The organism is Clostridium aminobutyricum, assembly GCF_017255415.1.
Taxonomy (GTDB): domain Bacteria; phylum Bacillota; class Clostridia; order Peptostreptococcales; family Anaerovoracaceae; genus Aminipila; species Aminipila aminobutyrica.
The window spans coordinates 571,510-584,182 of sequence record NZ_JAFJZZ010000001.1 but is presented as its reverse complement, the minus strand read 5'-3'; the positions used below and the strand labels follow the sequence as shown (position 1 = coordinate 584,182).

Below are 12,673 nucleotides of genomic sequence, written 5' to 3'. Positions count from 1 at the left end.
AGCCTAGATTCATATTATTAAATAAAGTTTAGACTAATAAGAGTGGGTTATACATTCGTTTCTTTAGATTTCATTTCTAATCTGTGATATGTATTCCTTCGTTTCGTCAATAGTTATCAGTGAAACCTTTGCCGCCAAATCTATTTTTGAAAAGACGTAATTATAATTTGATTTATTTTTTTGCCCTTTTAAATATATCTGGATATCATTTTCGATATCTCTTTTCGCATTTCTTCTTATATCTTCTAATGCCATCTAAACCCCCATTATATTAATGATTAGTGTTTCTTTCGTATAACGTACACTCCCAGTATACTACTATTGAACGAAGAAATCTGCAAACTTTAAAACTTAGTGAAGAATAGTTTTTGCAAAGTTTATAATTATAGAGGAATATTTTCTCTTTTATCTTGCTCAAATTTGAATCTTTTTATTAAGAGTTCGTTCTTTTAAGTGAATATTACATAATAATAGCGAGCATTTCTATACTATTTATGCCAGTTTGATTCTGTCGGAATATAATAGACTAGGCGCAAATTACGCCTATAAAATTTCTGAGGAGGAAGTCTTATGAACGATAAGAGGTTCCAAGGAGTGAATACAAACCATTGTTGTAACACACATACAAATGGTTTATGGGATAGATGCTCGAATCAAAACGATAATAATTGTCGGCCTTGCCAATGTTCTCCACCAAATTTTTGCCAGTGCTGTTGTTCTGTCGGACCGAGGGGGCCGCAGGGTCCTATCGGACCTACTGGACCGACTGGTGCAACCGGACCGACAGGCGCTACTGGTGCAACAGGCCCTACCGGTGCAACAGGTCCGACTAGTGCAACAGGCGCTACTGGAGCTACTGGTGCTACTGGAGCTACTGGTGCTACTGGAGCTACTGGTCCGCAAGGTTCTATCGGACCGCAGGGTCCTCAGGGTTCCATTGGACCTATCGGCCCTACTGGTACAACCGGAGCTACTGGGCCGACTGGTGCTACCGGAGCTACAGGTGATGTAGGACCTACTGGTGCTACTGGGCCTACTGGTACTACAGGCGCTACAGGTCCTACTGGGCCTACGGGTGCTACCGGAGCTACAGGTGATATCGGTCCGACTGGCGCTACTGGTGCTACCGGAGATATTGGTCCTACCGGACCGACTGGGCCTACTGGCGCTACAGGAGCTACAGGTGATATCGGTCCGACTGGCGCTACTGGTGCTACCGGAGATATTGGTCCTACCGGACCGACTGGGCCAACTGGCGCTACAGGTGCTACCGGACCGACTGGGCCTACTGGCGCTACAGGACCTACCGGAGATATCGGACCGACTGGCGCTACCGGTGCTACTGGAGATATTGGTCCTACCGGATCGACTGGGCCTACTGGCGCTACAGGTGCTACCGGAGATATCGGACCGACTGGACCTACTGGTGCTACCGGAGCTACCGGAGATATTGGTCCTACCGGACCGACTGGGCCTACCGGAGCTACCGGAGATATTGGTCCTACCGGCCCGACTGGGCCTACTGGTGCTACCGGAGATATTGGTCCTACCGGCCCGACTGGGCCTACGGGTGCTACCGGAGATATTGGTCCTACCGGACCGACTGGGCCTACTGGTGCTACCGGAGATATCGGTCCTACCGGACCGACTGGCCCTACTGGTGCTACCGGAGATATTGGTCCTACCGGCCCGACTGGGCCTACCGGTGCTACCGGAGATATTGGTCCTACCGGCCCGACTGGGCCTACGGGTGCTACCGGAGATATTGGTCCTACCGGACCGACTGGGCCTACCGGTGCTACCGGAGATATTGGTCCTACCGGACCGACTGGGCCTACCGGTGCTACCGGAGATATCGGTCCTACCGGACCGACTGGGCCTACGGGTGCTACCGGAGATATTGGTCCGACTGGGCCTACTGGTGCTACCGGAGATATCGGTCCTACCGGCCCGACTGGCGCTACTGGTCCTACAGGCACCGCTGGGTTATCTGAATATGCTTATATTTACAACCTGGATGCTCAAACAGTTGCTTTAGAAGCAGATATACTATTTAGTACTAACGGGATTATCGTGGGTACCATTGCACATGCATCCGGAACAGCTATAATCCAAATTGGCACTGCTGGTGACTATGCCGTTTGGTTTTATGCGGCAGGCGTTGAACCAAATCAATTTACTTTGTTCCAAAATGGAGCGCCCGTTGGCGGGGCAGTATATGGCTCAGGGGCCGGTACTCAAGCGAATCCGGGGATGGTCATCATTACTGCTGCCGCAGCTGATGTCTTAACGGTACGAAATCACACAAGTTCTGCCGCGGTTACGCTACAAACCTTAGCTGGAGGGACACAGATAAATGCTAACGCTTCAATATTGATCCAAAAGATAAGCTCTTAGGATTATAGCTTTTGTTCATTAACACTTTTCTAACTATGGTTTAAGATAAAAAACAGATAGCTCTACCATCAATCTATCCACTACAATAGCCTGTTCTGTTGGGTAAGTGAATATGAAGAATATGGAAAAAGTGCGTTTCCAAGTCATGGAAACGCACTTTACAATTCTCAGTATGAAATAAAAAAGTTTAAAAGAGAGAACGTTTTACAGGCTGTCAGTATGTTGGTGTATCTTTTTGGGGAGTAAGAAAACAAATGGTATCGTTAAGATCAAAATACCGACAGCAGACCAAATGGCATATCTTACGCCCATAGCAAATCCGCTGATTTCAAATAAACTTCCAATAAAATTGAAAAAGATCGTACCGAGAATCGCAATACCGATACTGCTGCCAACTTGCTGCATCATGTTCAAAATACCGGAAGCCGAACCTGCATCCTGTTGTGGGACTTGGGAAAGGCTAAAATCAGTAAGAGATGCTACAACCATGCCCATACCGGCACCACCGATAAGAAGTACAGGAAGCAGCTGCCAGCTGCTCAGGGATGGACCGGCACCATGCATCACCCATTCTACGCCTGCAAGCCCAATTGCACATAGGATCAACCCTGAGACTACTACCTTCCGACCAAATTTAGGTGCCAGTTTCATTACCGAAAACCCTGCCATTACAGGAACCATCAACGAAAATGGCAATGCGGTCAAAGCCGCGTGCAAAGGCGTAAACTGTAATCCCATCTGTAAGTAAAACGTAAAGACAAGAAAATAGCCGCTCATGGCAATCATAAATAAGGTAAATACCGATACCCCTCCAATAAAGCTCTTAAACTGGAAAAGGTTCAGTGCGATTAAAGGAGATTTATTCAGTTTCGTCCGGCGCTTCTCATAGACAATAAAAAGGATACCAACGATGAGCGCAGCAGCCATTGAAATATATGTCCAAACAGGCCAACCCAAGCTGTTCCCCTGTATCAGCGGATACAGCAGCAGTATAAGGGAAGCCATCGCCATTAGCGTACCTAGTATATCTACACGTAACGGATTTGTAGATTTTGATTCCGTGAGTACAATAGCAGCAGCTATAAAAATGAAAACTCCGATCGGAACATTAATGAGGAATAATGTACGCCAACCTAGTTGTAAAAGATTAATCTTGATCAGGAATGCCCCCAATATTGGCCCGGCAACGGTTGCAAATCCGCTGATTCCGCTGTAGGCGCCAAGTGCCCCGGCGCGTTCTTTCGGTGCAAATAAAACTTGTATATAAGAAAGCACCTGTGGAATCATAATCCCGGCCATGATTCCCTGTATTGCTCTCGAAAAAATCAAAACATTTATTGTGGCGGCCAAACCCGAAAAAGCAGATGCAATGGTAAACCCTGCCATGCCTATCATGAACATTTTTTTGCGGCCTAAAATATCCCCAAGTCGCCCGCCGGTAATGATAATCAATGCCATTCCGAGGATATATGCGTTTGCCGTCCACTCAACAGCCGATGAACCGGCCTGTAAACCGCTTTGGATTGAGGGTATGGCAATGTTGATTATCATGGTGTCCAATATGTCCATAAAAGACGCGAACAGAAGTATAACTAAAGCAAATGTGCGGCGTTTACCGTTCCTATTTTCTCCTTGCATTATTGTATCCTTCCCCTTACTATTCCTGGAATGGCTCCGAAACCAACGCTGAGCCGATATCCTTCATGACCGTATGAAGATCTTCTCTTTCATGCGCCGGTTCATTTCGCATACCGGTAACGACAGGTACCTCTTTCACATCAAATTCCAGCACCTCAAACATGTGTCTCGTATAATCAAAATACACCTGGAACAGGCTGGAATCAGGATTACCCTGATTAAACGAAAGAATCAGCTTTTGTTTTACGGCATTTTCTTTGAAAAACGGAGAGAATCGCGGAGAAAATCGTGCGAACAGCCTATCCGTGAATATCTTCCCTTGGGCGCTCATCTGCCCCATGTAAACCGGCGAGCCGAAAACAATGGCATCGGCATCCTCAAGCGCGTCATAAATTTTTTGCATATCATCTTTGATAACACAGCCCTGATCGCCCTTGTGGCAGGCCCAACAACCACGGCACGGTTTGATATCAAGGTCGCTGAAACTGAAGGCACTCGTTTCGGCCCCCTGTTCTTTTGCACCTTCGAGTATTTTGTTTATTATCCAGGCAGTATTGCCTTCTTTCCGCGGACTTGCACTAAATCCGATAATTTTCATCTTTTTCCTTTCCTCCTTATCAACGGTTTGTTCTGTACATTGTGTGATCTAAATTTAAACATTTAAATTTCCCTCTCAAAAGTTATAATTTTGTTTCTCTGTCAACAAAGTCATCATATCACCATTTTGTTTCTCTGTCAACAAAATAAATACCATAAAAAAACAGCCTGTTCTCAATAGAGTTAAGCTGCCTATGGTTTTATTTTTATTCAAATCTATTCCGACTTAATATTTATACCCTTCTTCTTTATTTCTGCATCTAAATGCCTATTATACTTTTCCACGAAGCTAAGCATACTGTCAAATTGCTCCTCAGTTACCTGCTCAAATACGGATTTATCCCGCTCTTGAAACTCTTTGTGCAGTTCTTCATGGACTTTATAAATTACTTGCCCTTGTTCAGTAAGCCGAAAATAAATTTCTTTCTTATTATCTGGCTTCTGATAGCTTTCAATGACACCTTTTTTTATGAGCTTCTTGGTCATTTTGCTTATGGCGCCCCTAGTCATATAAAAGGACTCCGCTAGTTTTGTCACGTTGGAATCTACATTTCTTCCAATGTTTTCGATACAATGTACTTCAGAAGGCGTGTAGCCCTTAAAACTTGCTTCCATCTTAAGCTTATTAAGCCAAGCCAACTTGTTGTATAAGTCCCTGAAACGCATTTTAACCTGTTCCTCTTTGTTCATGGCGTGTCCTCCCACCCGTTCGTGTGTTAACAATATTATACTAAATTTTTGTTTCTGTTGCAACAATGTTAAAGTGATTAGTATAAGAATTAAGCTACATCTGAAAAAATAGAGACAAAGACGATACATGGATAAAACAAACTAAAAGCATGGCTATATTTACTCCTTGTTTTGGGTTCCAGTAGGTTCGTCAACAGTTGGTTTCGGCGCCGCCTTGCTTTTTGTGGCTGAGGCTTTTGGCTTTCTGGCCGTCGTCTTTTTGGTTACCAGTTTGGCTGCCAGCTGCTGTTGTTTTTCCTCTAACCGCAATTCTTCTCTGCGTAAACGTTCTGCCTCGATAGCATTCTGCAGGACAGCAAGTTCCTGCATGACATATTCCTGTGCCGATGGCTTGCGCATTTTCAGAAAATGTTCAAATACAGCAGGATATTGAAACTTCTTTTGACCGATATGATCCGAAAACTGAATGGTAATAATATCGCCCTCTATACCCAAAATTTTCCCCGCTCCAAATAATTCGTGAAGAACCTGTTCGTCAATTAAATTCAAACCCATACCGCCTTTCATATTTCATAACATCAATCATTCGTTAATTTTCAATTTTTTATCTCAGCTGCACAGATACTCCATTGAGATCGTAGACTCAAAAATAGCGGCTACTAGCATCCATGGCCGATATCTATAGTTTCAGTGTAGCACATTTTTTTGCAAAATGTCAGTGAAAGTTTTATATTTCTGTTATAGCATTCGTTTCCTTCTTAGTTTAACAGGAACCATAATTAGCTCATAGCGTCATTGGCTTCAGCAACACAGTGGTATGTATAGCTCCCATTTGTATTTTGGTGTTTTTTATCTTTTCGCTCGTCAATCCGATAATACCCGTGCCAACAATCAAAATATTCATGTAATAAATACCCCCTTTTATTAATGACGCAGCATACCCAATTTACTTTTGAATGCATTATTTCTTAGATTTCTTGTTCGTTAAGAACAAAGTTGGAATGAGTAATACTAGGCTAAGAACTAAGGCTAACATGAACCCATCATGGTAAGCGGTGGTCATGAGTGGAATCGTTGGTGTTTTATCTTGGACCCCAAGGCTGACAACCGTTGCAAGTACTGCTGAACCAAACGCACCACCAATATTTTGCACGAGCCGAGTTCCGACACTGGCTTGCGCAATTTCTTGTTTGACCATACCGGTGTACGCATCAGTCATCATTGGAATGGTGACACCACCGATTCCCATACCGCGAATAAACAAGACAACGCTCACAACAATGAGTGAAGATGCCTCACCAAAGAAGACAAATGGAATCGTGCCAACGATGGCTAATGTCAAACTTACCAAGACAACATTACGCGCACCCAATTTATCAGTCAGCTTGCCAATCAATGGACGGGCAACTAACATACCGATCCCTTGCGGAATCAAAATTAATCCGGCGCTCAAAACTGAGAAGCCCTTAATGTTTTGGAAAAACAAAGGTAATAACAACATTGGACCGTTGGTGGCAATCCCTGCAAGGAACAAGCCAACCATAACCGCGCTGAAATTTTTCAACTTAAATAAGTGTAATGGGAGAATGGCTTGTTCCTTTTTAATAGCAGCGTAAATCATATAGATGGCTAGAATTGCGACCCCGGCAACAACATAAGCAATTGTCGTGCTGTTGTTAAATGTAGCACTTTTCGCTGCTTTCGTAATCCCGTAAATTAACGCGGCTGAACTGGCACCCAATAAAAGGATGCCAATGAAGTCGAATTTGGCTTTTATGTTTGTCGGCGTGAAGTTTGGCAGCTTCATAATCATCAAAGTGATGGCAAGAATGCCAATTGGAATGTTGACAAAGAAAATGTAACGCCATGATAAGAATTGAACAATCACAGCCCCAATAACCGGGCCCAGGATTGGCCCCAGGACCGTTGGGATACCAATGGTCGACATTAACCGTCCCATCCGCTCCCTTCCGGCGGTTTCGACACACAAGGTAGTCACCAATGTCATAATAAAACCGGCGCTGATACCTTGAACAACCCGGAAAATAATCAATGAATTAATACTCCCGCTAAATCCCGAAGCAATCGAAGAAGCTAAAAATAATACATTGGCGCCAATCATTAACCATTTACCATTGAACCGTTGCACCATCCAACCTGCAAGCGGTACTGAAATTGCCATAGCTAACACATAACCTGTAACTACCCATTGAATTAAATCAAGTCCGGCACTGAAATCATTGCTCAAGTGCTTGATTGCAATGTTGACCATTGTTGAATCAAGCAGGGGCATAATTGCCCCAAGCACTAAAATCCAAGCAATGTTCATGATGCTCTTTGGAATCGGCTCAAGTTTTGGGGCTTTTTCATTCTTATTCATCGTAAATAAATCCTCCTCATTATGTGCGGCATTTTTGTTTATACTTTTTCACTTTACAAAAACGCTGCCGTTCATTTATAATGAGAGCATAAACTATAACGCTGCGTTCGAGTCAAGAGATTTTTGAAAAATATTTTTAGCAAGGAGGAAAAGGCAATGAAAAGTGTAAATGAAGTGAGCAAGCTCTCCGGCGTAAGCCGCCGCACCTTGCAATATTATGATGAAATCGGATTATTACCACCCAGCGCGGTAAAAGAATCGGGTTATCGTCAATATGATGACGAGAGCCTGCGCCGACTGTGGAGCATTCTGTTTTATAAAGAGCTTGGCATTTCCCTTGATGACATTCGGTTGCTGCTTGAAAGTCCGAAGGAAATGGAAAAAGAGATCATACGGCAGCATAAACAAATTCTCTTGGAAAAACAATCAGGACTGCAAAAAATGATATTGTCAGTTGACCGTATATTGAATAATGAATTTGATATTTCAATGCTAAGAGATTTTGATAAAAATAGAATTGAAACAATGAAAAAAACATATGCAAACGAAATTCGAGCGTTAATGGAAAGCGGTTTTTTTCTTCCGGTAGTGAAAAGCGGCATATTTCCGAGCAGCATATCCATCGTTAAAAACGCCTCGAATATAATGAATGTGGATTTTGGTGAACTCATTTCTCTTTGCGGGGATGTTATGCAAAAGTTTCGTGAAGCCATGATAGATGGCCCGGAGAGTTTAGCTGCAAAAAAGGCGGTTACTGCTTATAGAGAGTTAATAAATATGTGGCTTCCCTGCGATGATACAGCTTTTCGTAAAATCGGACAGGCGTATTTGGTTCACAAAGAAGCATTGGACAAAAAGACACCGGGACTTGCAGAGTTTATAAATGCGGCTATTTTGTATGTGTATCACTAACCAATCGGCGGTAATCAGCGGCACAAAAAGAGCTCAGCCAGTAGAATTGGAAGAGCTCTTTTTGTACTTTTCGGAGAGGCGTTTTGATACAGCCTCTTTTTTGGGATGCAGGGCAAAAACAACTTCGATTACATAGTCGGTTCCATAAAATCAGTTTTCAGCCGCATAGTTTTATTCAAGGGTCACAAATCCCAAGATCATTGTAATGCCGCTAACCAAGGGGAAAGCTGCAAACTGATATCACTTGTGTTAATTGCTTGGCTGATTGAAAAACCACTTATATTTTGAACTCTAAAATTAATTGGAGGTGCTAGACTAGTGGTTCCTACCCCAGTGGATCTTCCGCCTATAAATGCACCGTTTACTTGGTTGTATACTGCAAGAAAATACAGGGTGTTTGCTAAAAGAGTAACAGAAGACGTTAACGGCAAAATTAGCAATCCTGGGGTGATCGTTGTAACATTATTTGTGATGCCCACTACGGTAGCAGAAGAGGAACTAGTGGGCTGTAATATTGCCATTTGAAAGCTGCCTGTGGTTGCCCCTGTTTGCACAACATAGGATGCCAAGCTAGAGACTATACTATTCGCTCTGCCGCCAAATACCAAAGCGCCTAATGCTTGATTATTTCCACCGCCTTGGTTAAAAGAAATCAGGGAATTGATATCTCCTAATTTTACTGTTTCCAGAAAAACCGAAGAATTTTGGGGCCCTGTAGCTCCAGTAGGGCCTTGAGCGCCTTGAGGCCCCATGATTCCTTGGACGCCCTGAGGCCCGGTGGATCCAGTGATACCCTGAGGACCTTGTGGCCCAATTGTGCCTGTGGAACCGGTTGGGCCTGTGTCGCCAATTGCACCAGTGGGGCCAGTTGGACCTTGAGCCCCCTGTTCTCCAACTTGACCTTGGATACCCTGAGGCCCGGTCGAACCAGGAATTCCCTGCAGACCTTGAGGGCCTATTCCACCGTCTGCGCCTGTGTTACCGGTGGGGCCCGTGTTGCCGGTCGGACCGGTTGGGCCGGTCAGACCCTGTATGCCTTGCGAACCAACCGGACCTTGGATACCCTGAGGCCCGGTTGGACCGGGAATTCCCTGCAGACCTTGAGGGCCTATTCCACCGTCTGCGCCTGTGTTACCGATGGGACCCGTGTTGCCGGTCGGACCGGTTGGTCCGGTCAAACCCTGTATGCCTTGCGAACCAACCGGACCTGCGATACCTTGAGGACCGGTCGGACCGGGAATTCCCTGCAGCCCTTGGGGACCTATTCCACCGGCTGCGCCTGTGTTACCGATGGGACCCGTGTTGCCGGTCGGACCGGTTGGTCCGGTCAAACCCTGTATGCCTTGCGAACCAACCGGACCTTGGATACCCTGAGGGCCGGTCGGACCGGGAATTCCCTGCAGCCCTTGAGGGCCTATTCCACCGGCTGCGCCTGTGTTACCGATGGGACCCGTGTTGCCGGTCGGACCGGTTGGTCCGGTCAAACCCTGTATGCCTTGCGAACCGATCGGACCTGCGATACCTTGAGGACCGGTCGGACCGAGAATTCCCTGTAGCCCTTGGGGACCTATTCCACCGGCTGCACCGGTGTTACCGGTGAGACCCGTGTTACCGGTCGGGCCGGTTGGACCGGTCGGACCCTGTATGCCTTGCGAACCGATCGGACCTGCGATACCCTGAGGGCCTGTGGAACCGGGAATCCCTTGTGGACCTTGTGGCCCTATACCTCCGTCTGCACCGGTGTTACCGATGGGACCCGTGTTACCGGTCGAACCGGTTGGGCCGGTCGGACCCTGTATGCCTTGCGAACCAATCGGACCTGCGATACCTTGAGGACCGGTCGGACCGGGAATCCCTTGTGGACCTTGTGGCCCTATACCTCCGTCTGCACCGGTGGGACCCGTGTTACCATTTATACCAGTGGGACCTGTGGGACCCTGTATGCCTATTGGACCCTGTAATCCAGTAGGTCCTATATTGCCTTGGGGACCTGTAATTCCAGCGATTCCTTGCAGACCTTGAATGCCCTGCGGACCTGTTGGCCCCTGTGGGCCTTGGATATTACCGACATTTTCCCAGGTGTTGGTTGTGTCACTCCAAACATATAAATCACCATTAACCAGATAACCATCGCCGGGGCTTCCTGTTGGATGTGCATCAATTAAGTCTTGATACGTCGGATAGGAACCAAGAATTGTGATCCCGGTACCATCTGCCCCGGTAGCACCGGCGGGACCCAGAGGACCCGTTGGACCAATCTCACCCTGTATGCCTTGAATACCCTGCACACCGGTAACACCTTGGGGACCAGTGTCACCAGTAGAGCCAGTATTTCCAGTGGCTCCAGTGGGACCCGGTTCACCCTGCGGTCCGGTTGAACCGGTTGCGCCAACACCGGTGGGACCTATTGGACCTTGCAGTCCTTCGATTCCTTGGATTCCCTGGATTCCTTGGGGACCAGTGTCACCGGTGGGGCCGATATTTCCAGCGGCTCCGGTGGGACCCTGTTCACCCTGCGGCCCGGTTGAACCGGTTACGCCAACACCGGTGGGGCCTATTGGGCCTTGCAGTCCTTCGATTCCTTGGATTCCCTGGATTCCTTGGGGACCAGTGTCGCCGGTGGCGCCAGTATTTCCAACAGCTCCGGTTGGACCCGGTTCACCCTGCGGTCCGGTTGAGCCGGTTGTCCCGGTAATACCAACGCCGGTAGGACCTATTGGACCTTGCAGTCCTTCGATTCCTTGGATTCCCTGAATTCCTTGGGGGCCGATATCACCAATAGGACCGGTATTTCCAACAGCTCCGGTTGGACCCGGTTCACCCTGCGGTCCGGTTGAACCGGTTGCTCCGGTAATACCAACGCCGGTAGGACCTATTGGACCTTGCAGTCCTTCGATTCCTTGGATTCCCTGAATTCCTTGGGGGCCGGTGTCTCCAATAGGACCGGTATTTCCAACAGCTCCGGTTGGACCCTGCTCGCCCTGCGGCCCGGTTGAGCCGGTTGTCCCGGTAATACCAACGCCGGTAGGGCCAATAGGACCTTGCAGTCCTTCGATTCCTTGAATTCCTTGAATTCCTTGGAGGCCGGTGTCTCCGGTGGCGCCAGTATTTCCAGCAGCTCCGGTTGGACCCGGTTCACCCTGCGGCCCGGTTGAGCCGGTTGCCCCGGTAACACCAACGCCGGTAGGACCTATTGGACCTTGCAGTCCTTCGATTCCTTGGATTCCCTGGATTCCTTGGGGACCAGTGTCTCCGGTGGCGCCAGTATTTCCAACAGCTCCGGTAGGACCCGGTTCACCCTGCGGTCCGGTTGAGCCGGTTGTCCCGGTAACACCAACGCCGGTAGGACCTATTGGACCTTGCAGTCCTTCGATTCCTTGGATTCCCTGAATTCCTTGGGGGCCGGTGTCTCCGGTGGCGCCAGCATTTCCGACAGCTCCCGCAGGACCCTGTTCTCCCTGTGGTCCGGTTGTGCCAACACCAGTGGGACCCATTTGACCCTGAATACCCTGGATCCCTTGAATTCCTTGAATTCCTTGAGGCCCGGTGTCTCCGGTTGCTCCGGTAGGACCTGTATTGCCATTGGTTCCAGTGGGACCTGTTATGCCCGTTGCTCCAGTTGGACCTGTATTGCCATTGGCTCCAGTGGGACCTGTTATGCCCGTTGCTCCGGTTGGACCTGTATTGCCATTGGCTCCAGTGGGACCTGTTATGCCCGCTGCTCCGGTTGGACCTTGTGGGCCAATACAACAGCATGGATAACAGTGACACTGACAACAGTTGTTGTTCTTATTGCATACTATATCTCGATTATAATAATTCACTTTCGATGTCTCCTTTAAATACTTAATCAATATTCAGCCATATAACAATTGGGATTCTTCTGTCATAGATAATAGAGAGATTTGTAGGAGAATCACTAAGTTTACAGCTTTTTTAATAGTATATGATCAGTATAAATGAAGGTGAGAAATAGCTAACCTATCGAGTTAGCCATAAAAAGACAACAAAAAAAACACCACAGGAAAACGCACTTGCCACCGTGGCGTTCATGTAATA

The 12,673-nt window shown here is 47.0% G+C and carries 9 protein-coding genes; 2 read left to right on the top strand and 7 right to left on the bottom strand.

Annotated elements, in window-relative coordinates:
• Window positions 1-63: 63 nt before the first annotated feature.
• The gene (locus JYB65_RS02825; protein ID WP_206581098.1) at window positions 64-255 is read right to left on the bottom strand and encodes a hypothetical protein; all 192 of its coding nucleotides are present in this window, start codon (window positions 253-255) and stop codon (window positions 64-66) included.
• Window positions 256-570: 315 nt separating this feature from the next.
• Between JYB65_RS02825 and JYB65_RS02820 the strand changes: the two genes are divergently transcribed.
• Window positions 571-2,397 carry a collagen-like domain-containing protein gene (locus JYB65_RS02820; RefSeq protein WP_206581097.1) on the top strand — a complete coding sequence of 609 codons (1,827 nt, stop codon included), beginning with the start codon at window positions 571-573 and terminating at the stop codon, window positions 2,395-2,397.
• A 204-nt stretch (window positions 2,398-2,601) separates the two neighbouring features.
• Here the strand turns inward: JYB65_RS02820 and JYB65_RS02815 are convergent, their stop codons facing one another.
• The 5 genes from JYB65_RS02815 to JYB65_RS02795 all read right to left on the bottom strand — a co-directional run bounded on the left by JYB65_RS02815 (window position 2,602) and on the right by JYB65_RS02795 (window position 7,702).
• Window positions 2,602-4,035 carry an MFS transporter gene (locus tag JYB65_RS02815; protein WP_206581096.1) on the bottom strand — a complete coding sequence of 478 codons (1,434 nt, stop codon included), beginning with the start codon at window positions 4,033-4,035 and terminating at the stop codon, window positions 2,602-2,604.
• A gap of 19 nt (window positions 4,036-4,054) precedes the next feature.
• Window positions 4,055-4,633 carry a flavodoxin family protein gene (locus JYB65_RS02810; protein WP_206581095.1) on the bottom strand — a complete coding sequence of 193 codons (579 nt, stop codon included), beginning with the start codon at window positions 4,631-4,633 and terminating at the stop codon, window positions 4,055-4,057.
• 215 nt (window positions 4,634-4,848) lie between these two features.
• Complete coding sequence (locus JYB65_RS02805; protein ID WP_206581094.1) at window positions 4,849-5,322, bottom strand: MarR family transcriptional regulator; 474 nt, start codon at window positions 5,320-5,322, stop codon at window positions 4,849-4,851.
• A gap of 159 nt (window positions 5,323-5,481) precedes the next feature.
• Window positions 5,482-5,871: a hypothetical protein gene (locus tag JYB65_RS02800; RefSeq protein WP_206581093.1), complete on the bottom strand. Its 390-nt coding sequence runs from the start codon at window positions 5,869-5,871 to the stop codon at window positions 5,482-5,484.
• A gap of 412 nt (window positions 5,872-6,283) precedes the next feature.
• Complete coding sequence (locus JYB65_RS02795; RefSeq protein WP_206581092.1) at window positions 6,284-7,702, bottom strand: MDR family MFS transporter; 1,419 nt, start codon at window positions 7,700-7,702, stop codon at window positions 6,284-6,286.
• A 156-nt stretch (window positions 7,703-7,858) separates the two neighbouring features.
• Between JYB65_RS02795 and JYB65_RS02790 the strand changes: the two genes are divergently transcribed.
• Complete coding sequence (locus JYB65_RS02790) at window positions 7,859-8,614, top strand: MerR family transcriptional regulator (RefSeq protein ID WP_206581091.1); 756 nt, start codon at window positions 7,859-7,861, stop codon at window positions 8,612-8,614.
• A gap of 197 nt (window positions 8,615-8,811) precedes the next feature.
• On the opposite strand, the gene JYB65_RS15065 is transcribed toward JYB65_RS02790, so the two are convergent.
• A complete protein-coding gene (locus JYB65_RS15065) occupies window positions 8,812-12,438 on the bottom strand; it encodes a collagen-like protein (protein WP_280634475.1) in 3,627 nt (1,208 codons plus the stop codon).
• Between the last annotated feature and the right edge of the window lie 235 nt (window positions 12,439-12,673).

Excerpts from the sequence above, each read along its gene's own strand:
- JYB65_RS02825 (WP_206581098.1), bottom strand. The coding sequence starts at position 255 with ATGGCATTAGAAGATATAAGAAGAAATGCGAAAAGAGATATCGAAAAT.
- JYB65_RS02820 (WP_206581097.1), top strand. The coding sequence starts at position 571 with ATGAACGATAAGAGGTTCCAAGGAGTGAATACAAACCATTGTTGTAAC.
- JYB65_RS02815 (WP_206581096.1), bottom strand. The coding sequence starts at position 4,035 with ATGCAAGGAGAAAATAGGAACGGTAAACGCCGCACATTTGCTTTAGTT.
- JYB65_RS02810 (WP_206581095.1), bottom strand. The coding sequence starts at position 4,633 with ATGAAAATTATCGGATTTAGTGCAAGTCCGCGGAAAGAAGGCAATACT.
- JYB65_RS02805 (WP_206581094.1), bottom strand. The coding sequence starts at position 5,322 with ATGAACAAAGAGGAACAGGTTAAAATGCGTTTCAGGGACTTATACAAC.
- JYB65_RS02795 (WP_206581092.1), bottom strand. The coding sequence starts at position 7,702 with ATGAATAAGAATGAAAAAGCCCCAAAACTTGAGCCGATTCCAAAGAGC.
- JYB65_RS02790 (WP_206581091.1), top strand. The coding sequence starts at position 7,859 with ATGAAAAGTGTAAATGAAGTGAGCAAGCTCTCCGGCGTAAGCCGCCGC.